This window comes from Actinoplanes sp. ATCC 53533 (assembly GCF_003947245.1).
Genome location: NZ_QHHV01000061.1, coordinates 37012 through 55579 on the forward strand (window position 1 = coordinate 37012; position 18568 = coordinate 55579).

Here is an 18568-nt window from a genome sequence, read left to right on the forward strand (position 1 = left end):
GTATGTGTGGATCGGGGCGGGGCGGGGCGGATCAGGCTCGGTGGGCGGCGTGCGGCGGCCGGGTGGCGTGAGCTGGCGCGGTGGTGAGGGCGAGCACGGTGGTGACCATGTGCGTCCACTCGACGGTGTCGACGCCGTAGACCGGGTCGAAGCTGTCGGTGAGGTAGTCGACGCCGAATTCGTCGTACCAGTCGGGGTCGTCGGGGCGGTCGAGGAACACCCAGCTCATCGGCGGTTGCCAGCCGTAGGTGCGGATCCGGGCGGCGTGCAGGACGAGGCTCCACCGGTCGGCGTGCAGCACCACCGCGACTGGCCGGCGGTGGTCGTCGGTGCCGACCTGCACGGCGCCGGGTGGTGGTGCGGCGGCGACGTGGGGCGCGTCGTGGATGATCTGCCTGCCGGTCACCGGCCATGGCAGAAGGCAGTTCGCCGCGTTGAAATCCGGGTGCCGGACCCGCCTGCGCCTCCGCGGGGTGGTGTCGGTGAGTTCGGCGGCCAGTCTGCTGGCGGCGCGGCGCCGGTCGCGCTGCACCGCGGTCAGCGGTGGGAGCGGTGTGGTGGCCGGACGCACGATCGTGACCGGGAACGACCAGGGCGTGTCGTCCTTGTCACCGTGGTGCGCGGCGGTCGCATCCGTTGTCGGCGCCGGGATGCGGTTGGCGTCGGTGGTGGGCATGGCATTCCTCCTTGATCTGAGGGTTGGGCGGACAGGCGACGGGGCCGACCGGCCGGCGGCGTCGTCGCGGGTCGGTGCGGGCCGCGACGACGCCGCCGGGCCCGGCTCCCGAGGGATGGCTGGTGGGGCGTCAGGTAGGGGCGTGCCACCGCTGTCGGGCGATGCCGGCGGTGCCGTGGGCTTCCCGGGGTCGGCTGGGCCGGCTCCAGCCGGGCGCGGGTGGCCGCGCGGCGACGATGCGCCACCCGGCCGCACGCAGGCTCGCGCCGCTCTCGCCGTCCTGGGTGTAGGTGATCAGTCGGCGGTAGCCGAGGGCTTTGGCGGCCTGCCATGCTGCCGCGTACAGCAGGGAGCAGGCGTTGCGGTGCCCGTCAGTGGTGACCCGGGTGACTTCAAGGGTCTGGCCGTCGTCGAGAAGGCGGGCGACCGGCCGGCCGACGATGGCCACCCCGACGAGAACCTCGCCGTCGGCGACGCCGATGGAGAACTTGTGCCCGCGCGGTGGCCGGTGGTGGCGGTGCCAGTCGGCCACGAACTGGCAGGCCTCGGCGAAGGTCACCGGCACGGTCCGCAGGCTCACCCGGCCGCCTGCCCGAGGTCGGGCAGGTGCGGGGTGAGCCGGGTCAGCGTCTCGTCGAGAAAAGCGGCGCTGACGTCGATGCCGGCGAACCGGCGCCCGAGTTGCAGCGCCGCCAAACCGGTGGTGCCGGCACCGCAGAACGGGTCCACGACCAGGCCACCCTCGGGACAGCCCGCGGCGATCGCCCGCAGCGGCAGGTCGAGCGGGAACGGGGCGACGTGCGAGCCCCGGTACGGGCGAGTGGCGATACGCCACACATCGCCGGGGTTGCGCCCGGCCGAGTGGGCCGCGGTGTGGGCGTGCCCGACCGGGCGCAGGTTGCCCGACCCGGCCCCCGCCGCCAGTTCCCCGGCGTGTTTTCCCGGAGCGCCGTATCTGCTGGCGCCTCGACGGCGTCGGGTGGCGTCGACCCCACCGGTGCGTCCCTTGTGGCTGCCGCCGATGATCCGGGTGCCGTCGACGGCCTCCGGCCGGGCGAGCGGGATGCGGATGGGGTCGAGATCGAAGAAGTACTTCGGCGACTTGGTGAACAGGAACAGCAGTTCGTAGGTCGCCGACATCCGGTCACGCACCGACTCCGGCATCGGGTTCGACTTCGCCCACACCACCGCGTTCCGCAAGATCCATCCAGAGCTCTGGATGGCGAACGCGGCCCGCCACGGCACCCCGATCAGGTTCTTCGCGGGCAGCAGGGCGGGTCTTCGGCCGGCCGGCAGCCGGCGGTCACCGGCGATTCCTCCGGTGGTGTCGTAGGCGAGCCGGGTGCCGGCGCTGTAGCTGTCGCCGAGGTTCACCCAGCACGTTCCGGTCGGGGCGAGGGCCCGGCGGGCCTGGTCGAACACCGCGACCAGGTGGTCGAGGTAGTCGTCCAGGCCGGCTTCGAGGCCGTACTGGGGGTCGATCCAGCGGGCCTGGCAGGCCGGGCAGGTGACCCCGTCGGCGCGGCGGATGGCGCCGAGCCGGTGTGGGCAGCCGGGGTCGCCGCCGTGCCAGGCACCGGTGCCGTAGTCCCGAAGACCCCAGAACGGGGGCGAGGTGACCAGGCAGTCGACGCTGTCGTCGGGCATGGCGGCCAGTACCTGGGCGGCGTCGCCCAGGTACAGCTCGACCGGCCCGCGCCGCCGGTGGCGGTAGCCGTCCAGGCTGGACGGCGGAGGCAGTGGCTTACCGGTCATCGGCCACCGCCCACCGGTGGGGGCAGAGCAGCAGCCGCAACGCGGCTGCCGCCTGCTGGTGGACGACGCCGTTGCCGAGCACCCGCAACGCGAGGGTGCGGGGCAGTCCCAGGTCGGTGACCCAGCCCTGTTCCAGGCCCATGAGCCACTCGACGAACGGTGGGGCCAGCACGGGCCGGCCGTGCTTGCCGGGCTGGGTCGGTTCCGGGACCGGCCGGCCGAGTAGCGCCTCCCAGCGGGCGACCGCGGCGGCGTAGTCGCCCCACCGTCCCTCATCGACGGTGCCCAGGTCGGCCATCGCGGTGGTGAGGTCGGCGCCGCCGTCGCCGTGGCGGCACAGTCCGTGTCCGTCCGAGGCGCGTGGTGTCGGCAACGTGCGTACCCGCACGGCGGCGGACGGCAGGGTCAGGTCGCCGTGGGAGCCGCGCTGTCCGGGGCAGCCCTTGGCGCCGTCGGTGGCGCGTGGGGTGGGCAGCAGCACCTGCGATAGCGGGGGCCGGAACCCTTTCCCGGCGCGCCGGCCGGGAGTGCCGGTGTCGCTGGCCCGGGGGGTGGGCAGCAGACGGGTGGCGTCGGTCAGGGTGTGACCGAGGTGCCCGATCATGGGTTTGGTCCGCCCGGCGGTGGCATTCGCCGAGGACCGCGAGTCCGCGACTGTCGGCGTCGGCAGCAGTGCGGTCGGTTGGTCGGGCTTGCCGCCCCGGGTGGGCTCGTACCCCCGCACGGCGGATTCGAGGGTGGGCCGCCACGTATCGCGGTTGGCTCCGCTCATATAGCCGGTGCCGCCGCCGGCGGTCGGAGTCGGCAACAGGCTGGCACCGGTGAGCTGTTCCCGGACCAGCTGGGGCAGGCTCGGCCTGCGGGTCGCCCCCGGCGACGGCGACCGGTTGGAGCCGGCGCTGGCCGCGGTGGGGGTCGGCAGCAGGACGTGTCGGCTGCCGCCGGGTTCGATGAGGTCCGGCAGGCTGCGGGGCATGCCGGGGCCTTTGCCGTCACGGGCGCACGGCGTCGGCAGCGTGGGCATCGGCGGTGAGCAGGTCGGCCCGGACGGCCAGCAGGAACAGCCGGTCGCGTCGGTGGGCGGCTCCGATGTCGGATGCGCGTAGGCATAGCCAGCTCGTGTCGTACCCGATCGCGGCCAGGTCGGCGTGGACGACGTCGAGGCCGCGCCGCCGGAGCGCGGCCACGTTTTCCAGATAGACGAGCGGCGGTCGAAGCGCGCGAACGGCGGCGGCGACGGCGGTCCACAGTCCGCTGTGGGCGCCGGTGATGCCGGCGCGTTTCCCGGCGTTGGAGATGTCCTGGCACGGGAAACCTGCGGTGACGATGTCGACCGGTGCGACGGTGCTCCAGTCGACGGTGCGGATGTCGCCGAGGTTGGTGACCTCAGGCCAGTGGTGGGTGAGCACGGTGTTGGCGTGCGGGTCGGTCTCGGCGTACCAGGCGAGCCGGCCGCCGAGCACCAGGTCGACGGCAAGGTCGAGCCCGCCGAAACCGGTGCACAGCGACCCGACGCGCACTCCGTCGCCGGATCGGTCGGCGTCGAGATCGGCTTGGTCGGCACTACTCACGCCACCTCCCGCCCGGCCGTCGCGCCCGCGTCGGCGGTAGCCGGCGGATCCGGGTCGACCGGCTCGCCGGGGTGCGGGCAGGTGAACGGCCCGCACCCCGGTGTGTCGTCGGGCGAGCCCCGGCGACGGGGACGCAAGACCACCTGGTCGAGGGGCACCCGCTGCGCGTGCAGGAAGTACTCGCCTCGCAGCGGTTGCCCATCGGCGTTGGCACGCGCCGACCCATGCCGGATCGCCGTGTCGAAGGCGACGGCGTCCGCCCACTCGGTCGGGCTGCCGGCTTTGAGGTCGGCCCAGAACCCGTCGTCGTGGAACGGGCACCCGACACAGCTCGACTTGGGGGTGTCGCCCAGCCCGTGTTCGGTGAGGTAGGCGACGCAGTCCTCGCGCCGCCACTTCAGGTCAAGCAGCGGGAAGACGTGCCGCATGTACCGCACGTCGGAGTCCCGCGCCCGACCGACTTCATCGAGGGAGATGCCGATCGCGACCTCGGCGTGCACCCCGTCCGGAACGCGGATCGGGTGCGGGTAGCCGAGCCGGCGGCGGACCTCCCGCTTGATCGGTGTGATCTTATACTCGTTGGTGCATTGCCGTCGGGCCATGCCCCGCTCGCCGTTCGGCCCCAAAGTGAACAGGGGCATACTGGCGAATCGGTGGGCCGGGTCGAGGGCGTCGGCGCGGATGTCGCCGTTGGCGACCCGCACCACCGGAATGCCGGCACGGTGCGCGATGTCGGTCAGCCGGTCGAGATGCCGGTAAACTGACTGCGGCTCCCAACCGGTGTCCGAGAAGACGGCCGCGTCGAACTTGGGGATCTTCCCGTTGGCGGCCAGCAGCAAAGCGGTGGAGCTTTGTACCCCGGCACCCAGCGACAGAAGTCGAATCGTCGGTTCGGTCACCCGGCATCCCCCTCCCCCGGGGGCTGGGGGAGCGGTCGGGCCAGGACGATCACGTCCTCGTGGGCGATCAGGTGCATCGGCACCCCCGCCTGGCGGGCCTTGCGGACGGCGGAGAGCTGGAAGAAGCTCGGCCGCGCGATCAGACGCCCGCCGCGGACCGCGGCGAGCAGCGCCACGCACCGCTCGACCGGGACCAGCCCGGCAGCGATCCCGGCACCGATCACGGCGGACGGCAGGTCGACCAGTTCGCCGCGCTTGCGCCACGGCCGGGCGGTCACCACGACCACCCCGCCGGGTTTGAGCAGGGTGGCGCAGCCGGCGAGGATCTCGGCGAAGCCGTCGGCCAAACCGGGCAGGTCCCGGTAGGCGAGGTTGCCCTTGTCGGTACCGTCGTTGTAGGTGTTGTCGGACTTGTGCACCCCGGTGCCGGCCTCGGGCCGGACCAGGCCGTGCACGGTCGGCCCGTACGGCGGCGAGGTCACCACCAGCGACGCGCGGCCGGCCAGGGCGCCCGGGAGCAGGCTGGTGATGCGGGTGGCGTCGCCGCGCACTACCGACGCCCGCCCGGAGGCGCCCCGCCGTTGGGCATGGGCGACGTTGGCGTCCGCGATGTCGGACCACCGGGACTCGTACTCGACGCCGATGGCGTCGCGTCCGAGGTGGACGGCCTCGACCAGGGTGGTGCCGATGCCGCACATCGGGTCGAGGACCAGATCGCCGGGCTCGGTGTAGGCGCTGATGGCGTGCGCGGCGATCGCCGGCAGCATCCGGGCCGGGTGCTTGACCGAGTCCGGCACGTACCGGCCGCGGCGCTGCACCGGACCGGTGGACTGGGCGGTCGCCCAGACCGACAGCTGGCCCGGCTCGGCGGCGACGTCGCGGCGTGCGCCGCGGCCGGTGCCGCCCGTCGCGGTGTGCGGGGTGCGGTCGTTGTCGTCCGGGTCGGGTGCCGCGAGCAGCGTGGTGGGCCTAGGCATCGGCGTCACCACCCCGACGCCGGCGCGGTGCCGGCTTAGTGGTCGGCTTGGTGGTCTGGCTGAACACGAAGCAGTCGGCGTGCACGCGCACGTGCGCGACCGCCCACCGCTGGCCGTCTTCGCCGGCGGCGAGGGCGAGGAGCTCCTCGTCGGTGGCGAAGTAGGTGAACTGGTCGCCGTCGGTGTCGGCCGCGACCGCCACGATGTGCTGCAGGTAGCCGAGCCCGGCGGCGGAGGCCGCCGCGACCAGGGGACGGAAGTCCTCCGGAGTGGCGGGCCTGCCGACCGGGGTGCCGACCACGATGACGAGGCAGCCGCCCGGGCGCAGCAGCCGCTTGCAGGCGGTGAGCAGCCAGGCGAGCCGGACCCGGTTGGCCGCGTCCCCCGACGCGTCGAGGGGCCAGCAGGCGACCACCAGGCTGGTGACGCCGGCGACGCTGGCGTCCGGGGCCAGGGCGGCCACCGGCGGGCCGGCCGGCGGAAGAGCGGGGTCGGTGAGGTCGTCGCCGAACCAGGCCGCCAGGTCGGGCGGCTCCGGCCCGTCCGGGTCGTCGAGGTCGGTGTCGATCTCGTCGTCGGGGTCGGTGCCCGGCGGCGAGGTGGCCGGGCCGATGATCAGCGAGGCGGCGTCGGTGAACCACGCCGGGTGGTGCGAGCGTCCGCCGCGCTGGCAGGCGGCGGTCAGGGCGTGGCCGTCGGTGAGGTCGACGACCGCTTCGCCGGGCCGGCTGTACGCGGCGACCAGGCGGTAGGCCAGACGGGTAGGGACGGTGGTGGTGGGCGCGTCGCCGGTACGGGCGGTGCGCCACACGGTGATCGGTACCGGCGGGTCGCCGGCGACCAGATCAACCAGGAGGGTCGGGTCGGCGCCGGGCAGGGCCGGGTCGCCGTCGGGCTGGGGGGTGTGCGGTGTGGATCGACTCATGCGGTGTCGGCTCCGCGCCGCGCCGTGATGCGCTGACACCCACCAACCGGGGTTTGTCAGGCCTGGCGAACACCCCTCGGATCTGACAAGCACGATTCGTGTCTGACAGTGCGCCTGAAAGGCCATGACAGCCCGGGTATGGACCGATATCTCTTCAGGCGAGCGGCGGGCACGGGCCCGCAGTCCGGCTCGGCCAGTGAACGGTCGAGCGCGCTGCCGGACCAGCCGGTCACGTTCGGGGCATCGCGTGTCGGTCACACTGCGTGCTCGGCGCGGCGTGCGCCGGGTGTGCCGGCCGTACGGCGAATCCGGCCCGGATCCCGTCGGCGCCGTCCCGGCGCCTGCGACGGCGAGGTGTCGCGGCGCTGCGGCAGTTCGGCGCCGGCGGCACCCGCGGCAGTTCGGCACTCGGCACTTCGCGGTTTGCGACACTCGGCACTCGGGCGCCCCGCGCAGCGGTCCGGCAGTTCGGCGTTTCGGCGCTTCACGGTCCGGCAGGTCGACACCGTCGGCAGTGGCCGCCGCGGCACTTCGGCAGTGCCGCGGCGGTTCGGGATCGGCCCGGCGGTTTCGGCAGGTGCCCGGCGGTTCGGCAGAGCCGTGGCAGTCGGCAGGCTTGGCGGGCCCTGCAGCGCCCGCCGCACCGACCGCGCCGGCCGCCAACGGCCTGGGCCCTACGCCACGGGCACAGTGCCCAGGCGGGCTGGGCCGAACCGCGCGGCGCCGCTGCCGTCCGCCGCTGGGGCCCGACGCATCGGAAGGTGCCCGGTGCTCGCGGTCTGACTCGGCGGGTTGTCAGAGCTTTGCCAGATCGAGCGGTGGGCGGGTTGGCGTATTCCGTCGCTCTGCTTGATCCGCTGTTTCGTGTGTTCGCGGCGCCGGCGTCCGCTCGCGCCGTCGGTCATGTGAGCTGGCGCTGGATGTCTGACAGTGCAGCTCAGGGCCGCTTCTCCACGACGAACACATTCCTGACAGTCGATGCCCTGTCAGATATCTATTCCTGACAGTCGATGTCTTGTCAGATTTCACGCCGGGCCCGTCGAGGTGGCCGGAACCGTCGTTGACCTGCTCTGTCATGCCGTTGTCAGAGGGCTGTGGCGCACTGAACGCCGACCGCCGCGCCTGCGGCACCATCCACTGCCTTGGTTTGGAGCACTCTCCATGAGCGAGTCCGACACCCGCGACGACTGGCCGGCATCCGCGCTGCAGGCCGCCGACAAGACGTTCGCCGCACTGACGACAGGACCGGATCCCCTCGCCCTCGACTGCGCCGCACTGACCGCCGCCGACATCGCCGCGTCCGGCAGTGCCGATGGCGGCACGGCCGCCGGCAACCCCGGCACCGGCGTCGCCGACGGCGGCGGCGGCAGAACCGCCGGCAGCCCCGGCACTGGCGTCGCCGACGGCGGCGGCACAACCGCCGACGCACTCGGCACTCCCGTTGCCGAGCACGGCGGGACGACCGCCGAAAGTGCCGGCACCGCGGCGCCGACCGGCATCGATCTTGACATTCCGGTGGGCGAGGTGCCGTTGCCGGCCTTGCGGGACTGGCTGATGGCACATCCCAGCGCCTACGCGGTACGTGACGCTGTGTGGCGGGAGCTGATCCGCCGCGCCCGGCAGGGCAAGCCGGAGTGGGTGATCGCGGCCGTCGGCATGGCGATGCCCGCCTTGGTCGCGATGGCCGGCACGTTCACCTCCGGCTACCGCGGCGACCCGGCCGACATCGACTCCGAACTGCTCACCGGCTTCCTGCACGGCCTGCGCCACAGCGTGGACCCGGCCAAGGACGCCCCGCACGCGAGCCTGTGCTTCGCCGCCTGGCGCGCCGGCCGGGACCTGCGCCTGGCCCAGCAGGAGTACGTCCTGGTCGCCGACATCGAGCACGCCGCCGCCGAGTCCCGCCTGCCGCTGCAGCCGTACGGGCATGTCGACCTGCTGATCTACCGGGCCGAGTCCCTCGGTCTCATCGACACCGGGGACGTCGAGGCGTACATCGAGATCCGGCTCGGCCGTCGCACCCCGGGCCTGGTCGCCGAGGCGCGGGGCGTCGACGTGGACGTGCTGCGGATGCGCCTCAACCGCGCCGACACCCGCATCGCGTGGGCGTTGTCCGCCGGCATTCTCACCGGCACGCCCTCCCCGGAGGTCCGGGCAGAACTGGCCAAACGGCATCACCTGTCAACCACAGCGCGGGCAGGCAAGGCCGCCGCCGGCCGCTCGGCACCTCGACGCAACTCCCGCCCTGCCGCCGCGGCGGCCTGAGCGACCGCCTCTGCTACGCCTCGATTCCCGGGCCCGGCGCGATCATCGCGCCGGGCCCGCTGCCGTCTCGTCCCCGACCCGGCCGGCCGCATCCACGCCTTGCCGCGACTGCACGACGGCGACCAGGGCAGGCAGCCCCACCAACTGCAAGCGCCGGCTCGCCGTGAGCCTCTCGTCGTCGCGCCGAATCTGACAAGAACTCTGACAACGGATCCGACAACGGCGATGGTCACCGGTGCAGCCTTCCCCTGGCCGTGGCGGGCCGCCGATCCGTTCCCTCTCGGCATGCTGGTTGACCTGCGTTGTCAGACTCCCGGCGGCGTTGTCAGATCGCAGGGGTGTTCGCCACGGCTGACAAAGCCCGGTTGGTGGGTGCAGCGGTTCCCGGCCGGCGCCACCGACGGCCCGGCATTGCGGGGACGCTGCCCGCCGTCGGGCTAGTTGGAGGCACGCGCGTCTCGTGTGCCCCGGGTGCCGCGCTCCTTTGATGCGCTGACACCACATCGAAACCGCCAACCCGTAAAGGGAGGACGAGCTCCTCCCGGGGATCTCCACGCGGTTCGCCCGTTCACCTCCAGCCATGCCCGGCGGCGGTTCCTTGCCCGTCTTCCGGCATTCGCCCCAGCGCCGGCCCTGTTCTTGGGCTGCGGCGCGGGGCGGGAGGTGAACCCCCATGTTCCGCACGCGACTTCCGCGCGCCCACACCATCGTTCGCGCCGCCCTGCGGCGCCTGACACTGCGCCGGGCCGGCACCATCGCCGCGCACCTGGCCACCATCGTTCTGTTGATCTCCGTGCCCACCGCCGCGTTCGCGGACCCGGGCGCGCCGGTCTATCTCGCGGCGAACTCGCTGCCCACCGTGATCGCCAACCTCCAGAAGTGGATCATGGGGATATTGGCGGCGGTCGCCACCCTGTTCCTGGTCCTGGCCGGCGTGTACTACGCCACCGCGGGCGGTGACCCCGCCCAGGTCGACAAAGCCAAGGCGGCGTTGAAGAACGCCCTCGTGGGCTACGGCCTGGCGGTGCTGGCGCCGATCCTGCTCGAGGTCGTCAAAGGCATCGTCGGGGGCTGACCATGGACTGGTTGGGCTGGGTGTTCCCGGTCGCTGAGATCCTCGACCTGTTCATGGAGTGGGTCGCCAAGGCGATCCTCGCCTGCTTCAGTGCGATGTTCGGCGCGATCGCGAAGTTCCTGTTGATCACACCGGACGTGACGGGCCTGCCGCAGGTGCAGGCCCTCACGGGCCGGGCCACCTGGGTCGTGGACACCGTCTTCGTCCTGGCATTCGTGGCCGCCGGGATTCTGGTCATGGTCGCCGGCGGCGACGAGAAGTCCCGCTACACGGTCAAGGACCTCGCACCGCGGCTGATCGTCGGGTTCATCAGCGCGCACTTCTCGCAACTGCTGTGCGGCCTGGCGATCAGCGTGGCGAACGGCCTGACCGGGGCGCTGTCCGACCCGGCCCAGAGCGACGACGGCGCGTTCACCGCGATCAACACGCATGTTCAGGCCGCCGCCAGGGACGACTCGGGCCTGCCAGCGCTGCTGTTCGTGATCATCGCGGTGATCATCACGGTGCTGTTCGCGATGACCGGGTTCAGCCTGATCGTGCGGTTCTCCACACTGCTGGTGCTCACCGCCGCGGCGCCGCTCGCCCTGGCCTGTCACGCGTTGCCGCAGACCGATGGCCTGGCCAGGTTGTGGTGGCGCGGCTACGGCGGTTGTCTGGCCACGCCGGTGCTGCAGGCGCTGATGCTGCAGGCCGGCCAATGGATGCTGCTGGACCCACGGCACATGCTGCCCGCGCTGGGATTGCCCATTGACCCCGGGCCGGTGCTGAACCTGTTCGTGGTCATGGTGCTGCTCTGGTACACGGTCAAGATCCCCGGCCTGGTCGGCCGGTTCGTGTCGCAGTCCGGCCGCAGCACCAGCTTCATCGGCGCGGTCGTACGGGTCGTGGTCGTCCAGCAGCTGGCCAAGGCGATCCCCGGCATCGGGCGGGCGGCCCGATGACCGGCACCCGCGACGACGACGCGGTCCGCGCCCGCATGCCCGCAGACGTGGACGCACCCGACAAAGTCCTTTATGGACTGACCTTCCGGCAGCTGGCAATTCTCGCCGTCGCCGCGGTGATCTTCTACGGCGGCTGGCGGTCGCTGCACACCCTACTGCCGGTGCCGGTCCTGCTCGGTGCCTGCGTGGTGCTCGGCGGCCTGGTGTTCGGCCTGGCCGTCGGGCGCCGCGACGGACTTCCGATGGACCAGTGGCTGCTCGCCTCGATCCGCCACAGCCGGGCACCCAAGGCGCTGTCCACGACCGACACCCGCAGCCGCACTCCCGGCTGGGTGGACGGTTCCGCCGGGCGGATGCCGCTGCCGGCCCCGCTGAAACTACCCGCGACCGCGATCGCCGACGACGGCGAGATCGCCCTGCCCGGCGCGCCGGCGGCGATCGTCGCCGCCACCACCGTCAACCTCGCCCTACGCACCCCGGGCGAGCAGCAGGCACTGGTCGACACCTTCGGTCGCTGGCTCAACTCCCTGTCCACGCCGACGCAGGTGGTGGTCTCCGCCCAGCCGGTCGACCTGGCCAGCCACGCCACCGGCCTGGACGCGACCGCCCACCGGCTGCCGCACCCGGCGCTGGAGGCAGCCTGCGCCGACCACGCCCGCTTCCTCGACGACCTGGCACAGCGGCGCGATCCGCTGCGCCGGCAGGTCCTGATCGTCACCCGCGCTCCGGCCGGCGGACGGGGCGGGCACGCCGCCCGCCGCCGCGCCGACGACACCGTCCGGTCGCTGTCCGGCCTCGGGGTGACCACCCGCGCACTGGACGGCGACGCCGCGACCGCGGCGATCGCGGCCTGCGCCGACCCGTACCGGCCGGCCCGCACGGGTGGGCTGGCCGCCCCCGACGCGGTCATCACCGGTGCTACCCCGGTCCGCCCCCGTAGAAAGAAGGCAACGTCATGAACGGACTCCTACGCCGTCGAACCGCCCGCGACCGTGATGGTCCGGCCACCTCCACCAGCGGGGTGGCCGGGGTGGTCGCACCCGCGTCGGTGGAGGTCACCCCCCGCTTCCTGCGGGTCGGGGACGGGTACGCGGCCACCCTGGTGGTGACCGGGTATCCCGCCGAGGTCGGGCCCGGCTGGTTGGAGCCGCTGCTGGCCTGGCCGGGCCGCCTCGACCTGGCCCTGCACATCGACCCGCTGCCCGCCCCCGTCGCCGCGTCACGGCTGCGCACCCAGCGCGCCCGACTCGAATCCTCCCGACGGGCCGACGGGGAGAAGGGCAAGCTGGCCGACCCGTACGTCGAGGCGGCGGCCGAGGACGCCGCTGACCTGGCCCAGCGGCTCGCCCGCGGCGCGGCGAAGCTCTTCAGGGTCGGCCTGTACCTCACGGTGCACGCCCGTACCGAGCCTGAGCTGCTCGAGGCGTGCACCCAGGTGAAGGCAGCCGCCGCGTCCACCCTGATCGAGGTACAGCCGGCGACCTGGCGACACCTGGCCGGCTGGACCACCACCCTGCCCCTGGCCACCGACTCGCTGCAGATGCTGCGCACGATGGACACCCAGGCATTGGCCGCCGCGTTCCCACTAGCCAGCCCGGACCTGCCGGCGCCGTTGCCGGGGGATCCTCCGGTGACCGGCGGGGTGCTCTACGGCGTCAACCCCGCCTCCAACGGCATCGTGTGGTGGGACCGGTGGACCTGCGAGAACTACAACTCCGTCGTCCTGGCCAGAAGCGGCGCCGGCAAGAGCTACTTCGTGAAATTGGAAGTGCTCCGCAACCTGTACCAGCGCGTCCAGGTTTCCATCGTGGACCCCGAGGACGAGTACCTGCGGCTCGCCGACGCCGTCGGCGGCACCGTCGTACGGCTCGGCCTGCCCGGAGTAAAGATCAACCCCCTCGACTTGCCGGTCGGGGACCACCGGCCGGACACCCTGACCCGCCGCGGGCTGTTCCTGCACACCGTCATCTCCGTGCTGATCGGACAGCCGCCACCACCGGCCGAACGGGCCGCCCTGGACCGAGCGATCCTGGCCGTCTACCGCCACGCCGGGATCACCGCCGACCCGCACACCCACAAACGACCGGCGCCGCTACTCAAAGACCTGGTCGGCTGCCTGGAAACCGACCAGGAACCGGCCGCGGCGCAACTCGCCGCCCGGCTGGCCCCCTGGGTGCACGGCTCGTTCGCCGACCTGTTCAACGGGCCCACCACCCACGCCCCGGTCGGGCATCTCGTGGTGTGGAGCCTGCGGCACCTGCCCGACGAGCTGCGCACCATCGGCACCCTGCTCGCCCTCGACCACATCTGGCGCCAAGTCGACCTGCCCCGCCAATACCGGGCGACATCGACGGCGCCGGTGCGGCGTCTCGTCGTGGTCGACGAGGCGTGGCTGCTGATGCGCGACGGCGAAGGCGCCAAGTTCCTGTTCCGGATGAGCAAGGCGGGCCGCAAACGGTTCGCGGGGCTGACCGTGGTCACCCAGGACGTCGCGGACGTGCTGGGCACCGATCTCGGCCAGGCGGTGGTGTCCAACGCCGCCACGCAAGTGCTGCTCAAACAGGCCCCGCAGGCGATCGACGCGGTCGGCGACGCCTTCGGTCTGACTGCCGGGGAACGCCGGCTGCTGCTGGGCGCCAGGCAGGGCCAGGGGCTGCTCATCTCGGGCATCGCCCGCACCGGCTTCGAGTCGATCAGCTCGGAGCAGGAGCACGCCCTATGTACGACAAACCCCGCCGACCTGATCGGCGACGACGAGGATGAGGACGACCTGTGACACCCCCACCCCAGATACCTCTGTATACCGCGACCGTGTCGGCGCCCGCCCCGCAAGGGACGGGCGCCGAACTGCTTTCCGCCGCCCATCCGGACCTGTCGCCGCCGGCCAGCTGGGTCTGGACCGCCGGAGTGTGGGCCATCGACCGGCCGTGGCTCGCCGCGGTCGCCGCCGCCGGCCTCGTCGGGTGGATCGCCGGCCGCAACCTGCTCGCCTCCTGGCGGCACCGCAGGCACGCCGCCGGGGCCCGCCTGGTCACCATCGCCCCGCCGCCCGAGGTGGACCCGCACAGCTCGGCCGCGTTCCTCGCCAACCTCGCCGGCACGCTGACCCCCTCGCGGCGGCGACGCCTGCTCTACGGCACCCCGCATGTGGCGTGGCAGTACACCTGGGCCGGGCGGCAGCTGCTCATCTCGATCTGGGTGCCCGGCAGCGTCCCCCAGGGGGCCGTCGAGGCCGCCGTGCGCGGCGCGTGGCCCGGCGCCGCCTGCACCACCGACGATGCGGCAGATCCGATCCCCGCCGACGCGGTGGCGGCCACCGGCGGGCACCTGTCCCCGACGGCGGCCGAGTGGCTGCCGTTCAACACCGACCACGAAGCCGACCCGCTGCGCGCGCTGATGGCCGCCGGCGCCCAGCTCCGCGACGGCGAGTACGCCTGCGTGCAGATCCTGGCCCGCCCGGCGTCACCACGCCGCGCGGCACGGGCCCGGCGGGCCGCCGGACGGCTGCGCGACGGCAAGACCGCCATCCCGACGATCAACCCCGCCGCACCGCTGCTCTGGCTGATCGAGGCGTTCCTGCCCGGCAAGATCAGCACCCGCACGACCGCGGCGACCCAGCAACGCCGCGACCCGATGGTCGAGCGGGACGTGCGGGCCATCCTCGACAAGACCTCCCACGTGCTGTGGGAGACCGGCATCCGCTACGCGGTCGCCGCCACCGGCCACCGCTCGGGTGCAAGACCGGACAACCGGCTGCGCGGGATCGCCGACGCGGTCGCCTCCGCCTTCGCCGTGCACGCGGGCCGTAACCGCCTCTCCCATCGCACCCGCATGCGCCACCCGGTCGCGGTGCTCGCCGCCCGCCGGCTCGGCCCCGGATTCCTCACCGCCGCCCCGGAACTGGCCGCCCTCGCCGCGCTGCCGCAGGACCTGGCCGTGCCCGGCCTGGACCGTGCGCGGGCCAAGTCCATGCCCGCCCCGGTCGCCGTGCCCACGGGCGGACGCGGGGTCACCGTGCTCGGCGACGCCGAGATCGGCGGCCACCCGGTCGCTCTGGCCGTGCCCGACGCCCGGTACCACATGCACATGGTCGGCTCCACCGGCTCCGGCAAGACCACGCTGCTCGCGAACATGATCGTCGACGGGATCCTCGCCGGGCGGGGCACCGTGGTCATCGACCCGCACGGCGACCTCGTCACCGACATCCTCGACCGGCTGCCCGCCTCGGTCGCCGACCGGGTGGTGCTGTTCGACCCAGACCAGCCCAACCCGCCGACCCTCAACCCCCTCGAAGGCCTGGACCACGACCTGATCACCGACAACCTCGTGAGCATCTTCGGCTCCATCTTCGTCAAGGCGTGGGGGCCGCGCATGGACGACGTCATGCGCGTGTCGTGTCTGACGCTGCTCAAGCACGCCAACGTCACCCTGCAGCACATCCCACCCCTGTTGACCTCCGCGCAGTTCCGCTCCGAGATGACCGTCGACCTCGACGACCCGGAAGGTTTGGACGGGTTCTGGGGCTGGTACGACGAGATGACCCCCGCCCTGCGCTCGCAGGTCATCGGCCCGGTCCTCGCCCGGCTGCGCTCGTTCCTGCTGCGCGACTTCGTGAAACGCTCGATGCGGTTCCCGAAGTCCAGCTTCGACATGGGCCAGGTCCTCGACGGCGGGGTGCTGCTGGTCCGCATCCCCAAGGGCATGCTCGGCGAGGACACCAGCCGGCTGCTCGGCTCGCTGATCCTGGCCAAGGTGTGGCAGGCCGCCACCGCCCGCGCCGCCATCCCGGTCGACCAGCGCCGCGACTGCCAGGTCGTGCTCGACGAGTGCCAGAACTTCCTCACCCTCGCCAGCAGCCTCGACACGATGCTGGCTGAAGCCCGCAAATATCGGCTATCCATGGTGTTGGCGCACCAGGACCTGGCCCAGTTCCCCAAGGAACTGCTCGCCGCAGTGTCCGCCAATGCCCGCAACAAGGTGTACTTCACCTGCAGCCCGGAGGACGCGCGGATCCTGGCCCGGCACACCATGCCCGAGCTCGACGAGCACGACCTCAGCCACATGGACGCCTACACCGCCGTCACCCGCCTCGTGGTGGCGGGCCGACAGACACCGGCGTTCACCATGCGCACCCGCCCGCCCCGCCCCGTGGTCGGCGAGGCGACCGCGATCCGCACGGCCGCCGCCGCCGCGGTGCCCGACCAGGACACCAGCGCCGTCGACGAGTTGGTCAAGCGGCTGACGAAGCGGGAGAAGGACCGGGCCCGTCGCCGCAAGACCACCGCGTCGGGCACTGCCGAGGGCACGTCCGATGCGGACGGGTCGCGGTCCGGGTCGGGTCAACCGTCGCGTGACCGGTCGCGTCGCAAGCCGACATCTGGGCCTGACAGATCGTCCTGACCTGGTCTGTCAGTGCCGCACGTGCCCCCTTTCCGCCTTCTCCGGCGTCTCCTGCTGCCTCAGACACCCTCCGATAGGAGGGCACCGTCTTCGCCCTAGGAGTACTTCTGATGTATCGCCGTGTCCCGCTTCCATCTACCACACCCGATCCTCTGTCTGTCTATCGTCGTCTCACTCCCCGTGATCGTCTTCTGCTGTCCTGGCTGGCCGAGCACTACCTGCTGTCCACCGACCAGATCCACCGGGCCCTGTTCACCGCGCGGCGCACCGCGCAGATGCGGCTGACGATCCTGCACCGGCTGCAGGTCGTGCACCGGTTCGCGTTCGCCGCCGCCGACGGTGGCCCGGAAACCTCCTACCTGTACACCCTCGGCCCCGTCGGGCTGCGCCGACACCCGCAGGCGTTCAGCGACCCCGACAACCTCAAGCTCAAGGCGCCCCGGTCCAGCACGGAACGGGCCGAGCGGATCGTGAACAGCCGGCGCCTTCACCACCTGCTCGGCGTCAACCAGTTCTTCGTCGACCTGCACGCGCGGACCCGCACGAACGACGGCTCGGTCCTGCTGCGCTGGTGGTCCGAGCAGCACGCCACCGCCGTGCACAACCGAGCCAAGATCTTCCCCGACGGGCACGGCATCTGGCACGCCGACGGCACGACGGTCGGGTTCTTCCTCGAACACGACCGCGACACCGAGGACCTCGCCCGCGTGGTGCGCAAACTACGTGGATACGAGCGCCTCGCCCGCTACGGGCCCCGCCTGCCGGTCCTGCTCTGGGTGCCCAACGAGCGCCGGGAGACCAGCCTGCTGCGGATCCTGCACGGGGTGCCCACCCTGATGCCGGTGGCCACCGCCGTGCACAGCGACGACCCCGCCGGGCCGGTCTGGGCGCTGACCTCCGACCCGTTCCGCCGCCGGCACCTGCACGAGCTGCCCAACGACCCCGGCCCTGACGGCTACCCCGACCCGTCCGGCGTCGAGCCGGACGACGACCTCGGCGACGACTTCGACGACGAGTCCTTCGACGAAGACGAGCTCGCCGACACCTGACAGACACCGCCGGTATCTGTCATCGCATCGCACGCCCGCGTTGACAGATTTCCCGATCTGACAACGCAACGACTGTTTTCGATGAATGTCTGACAGTGCAGGTCAGCGCCCTGCGCGGTGCAATGCGTAGACGCTGGGCTGACAGATCAGACCGCTACCGTTTCGGCAACACACCCCCCATATATATCTCCACCCCGGTTCGGTCCCACCTGACCCCACCGCCGCACCAGCGGCGCGTCACGCCCACCCGCCTTCGGGCCGGTCGGCACTCGCGCCACGCGGCGACCGCCAGGTCGCACCCGACCACCAGCACCACCCCCATTCCAACAGCCGACCCACGCACCCAGTGGGCCGGTCATTGCTGCGTGCCTTGCACGCCGCACCGAAGATCCGAGGAGGACCTGTCATGGCCGCTATCCCCAACCCCAACAGCACCGGCAAGACCGGAAAGGCCCCTGCGGTCGTCGCGACCATCCGCACGATGGTGGTCTGCGTGCCCGACGAGCTGCCCCGCGAGTCGCTTGCGACCCGCCAGCTCGACCAGCACTTCCGTGTCTCCGGAAGCCTGTACGCCCGGTTCTGGGCCAAGCCGACCATCCACATCTGGGAGCGCAAGCACCTGTTCGACCTTCGCAAGGCCGAGAAGAACCAGCCGGCCTACTGCGCGGGCGGACCTGCGCGGCTGCTCAACCTGGCCGGCATGCACGTCGCCGCCGGCATGGGCGCGGGTATGCGTCACCAGACGTGGCAGCAGGCTGTACACGGCACCAGGCCGGCCACTCCGTGGGCGGACTTCGAGGCCAGGAACCTGGAGAACCCTGCCAAGTTCCCGCTCGACGACATGGCTGCCGCGTTCTACAGCCAGCCCCGGGTCAACGCGATGCGGATGCACAACGCCGCCTACACCGGCGTGCCGCTGGCCCTGGAGGAGCTGGAGATCTTCCAGGCGGGTCCCACCGCCTACCAGCACTACAGCGCCTGTACCGCGGTCGTCGGTGACGCCCTGCTCAGGCTCGACGGCACCCAGCTGGCCCC

The 18568-nt window shown here is 72.3% G+C and carries 16 protein-coding genes; 8 read left to right on the plus strand and 8 right to left on the minus strand.

Annotated elements, in window-relative coordinates:
* Nucleotides 1-31: 31 nt before the first annotated feature.
* The 8 genes from DMB66_RS21285 to DMB66_RS21320 all read right to left on the minus strand — a co-directional run bounded on the left by DMB66_RS21285 (nt 32) and on the right by DMB66_RS21320 (nt 6803).
* Nucleotides 32-676 carry a hypothetical protein gene (locus tag DMB66_RS21285; RefSeq protein ID WP_125805866.1) on the minus strand — a complete coding sequence of 215 codons (645 nt, stop codon included), beginning with the start codon at nt 674-676 and terminating at the stop codon, nt 32-34.
* 130 nt (nt 677-806) lie between these two features.
* Nucleotides 807-1256 carry an XF1762 family protein gene (locus DMB66_RS21290; RefSeq protein WP_125805867.1) on the minus strand — a complete coding sequence of 150 codons (450 nt, stop codon included), beginning with the start codon at nt 1254-1256 and terminating at the stop codon, nt 807-809.
* Complete coding sequence (locus DMB66_RS21295) at nt 1253-2431, minus strand: site-specific DNA-methyltransferase (RefSeq protein WP_125805868.1); 1179 nt, start codon at nt 2429-2431, stop codon at nt 1253-1255. Before DMB66_RS21295 ends, DMB66_RS21290 begins: the two co-directional genes overlap by 4 nt.
* On the minus strand, nt 2421-3407 hold the full coding sequence (locus tag DMB66_RS63875; protein ID WP_233624741.1) for a hypothetical protein: 987 nt from the start codon (nt 3405-3407) through the stop codon (nt 2421-2423). Before DMB66_RS63875 ends, DMB66_RS21295 begins: the two co-directional genes overlap by 11 nt.
* Before the next feature lie 16 nt (nt 3408-3423).
* Nucleotides 3424-4002 carry a DNA cytosine methyltransferase gene (locus tag DMB66_RS21305; protein WP_233624742.1) on the minus strand — a complete coding sequence of 193 codons (579 nt, stop codon included), beginning with the start codon at nt 4000-4002 and terminating at the stop codon, nt 3424-3426.
* Nucleotides 3999-4901, minus strand: a complete 903-nt coding sequence (locus DMB66_RS21310) for a hypothetical protein (protein WP_125805869.1) — start codon at nt 4899-4901, stop codon at nt 3999-4001. Before DMB66_RS21310 ends, DMB66_RS21305 begins: the two co-directional genes overlap by 4 nt.
* Nucleotides 4898-5878 carry a TRM11 family methyltransferase gene (locus tag DMB66_RS21315; protein ID WP_125805870.1) on the minus strand — a complete coding sequence of 327 codons (981 nt, stop codon included), beginning with the start codon at nt 5876-5878 and terminating at the stop codon, nt 4898-4900. Before DMB66_RS21315 ends, DMB66_RS21310 begins: the two co-directional genes overlap by 4 nt.
* Nucleotides 5871-6803, minus strand: coding sequence for a hypothetical protein (locus tag DMB66_RS21320; protein ID WP_125805871.1), 933 nt, complete (start codon nt 6801-6803; stop codon nt 5871-5873). The genes DMB66_RS21315 and DMB66_RS21320 overlap by 8 nt, the downstream gene beginning before the upstream one ends.
* 1161 nt (nt 6804-7964) lie before the next feature.
* On the opposite strand from DMB66_RS21320, the gene DMB66_RS21325 reads away from it, so the two are divergent.
* The 8 genes from DMB66_RS21325 to DMB66_RS21360 form a co-directional block, all read left to right on the plus strand.
* A complete protein-coding gene (locus tag DMB66_RS21325; protein WP_233624743.1) occupies nt 7965-9068 on the plus strand; it encodes a hypothetical protein in 1104 nt (367 codons plus the stop codon).
* Between the two features lie 673 nt (nt 9069-9741).
* Nucleotides 9742-10143, plus strand: a complete 402-nt coding sequence (locus DMB66_RS21330) for a pilin (protein WP_199752548.1) — start codon at nt 9742-9744, stop codon at nt 10141-10143.
* 11 nt (nt 10144-10154) lie between these two features.
* On the plus strand, nt 10155-11084 hold the full coding sequence (locus tag DMB66_RS21335; RefSeq protein WP_370318893.1) for a conjugal transfer protein TrbL family protein: 930 nt from the start codon (nt 10155-10157) through the stop codon (nt 11082-11084).
* Nucleotides 11081-12043, plus strand: a complete 963-nt coding sequence (locus DMB66_RS21340; protein ID WP_370318888.1) for a PrgI family protein — start codon at nt 11081-11083, stop codon at nt 12041-12043. Before DMB66_RS21335 ends, DMB66_RS21340 begins: the two co-directional genes overlap by 4 nt.
* Nucleotides 12040-13860: a VirB4 family type IV secretion system protein gene (locus DMB66_RS21345; RefSeq protein ID WP_125805873.1), complete on the plus strand. Its 1821-nt coding sequence runs from the start codon at nt 12040-12042 to the stop codon at nt 13858-13860. The genes DMB66_RS21340 and DMB66_RS21345 overlap by 4 nt, the downstream gene beginning before the upstream one ends.
* 35 nt (nt 13861-13895) lie before the next feature.
* Entirely contained in the window at nt 13896-16484 is a 2589-nt protein-coding gene (locus tag DMB66_RS21350) for a type IV secretory system conjugative DNA transfer family protein (protein ID WP_370318890.1), read from the plus strand.
* A 110-nt stretch (nt 16485-16594) separates the two neighbouring features.
* Nucleotides 16595-17533, plus strand: coding sequence for a replication-relaxation family protein (locus tag DMB66_RS21355; RefSeq protein ID WP_125805875.1), 939 nt, complete (start codon nt 16595-16597; stop codon nt 17531-17533).
* Between the two features lie 406 nt (nt 17534-17939).
* Nucleotides 17940-18568 (plus strand): hypothetical protein (locus DMB66_RS21360; protein WP_125805876.1); only part of this gene is annotated, 629 nt, incomplete at its 3' end.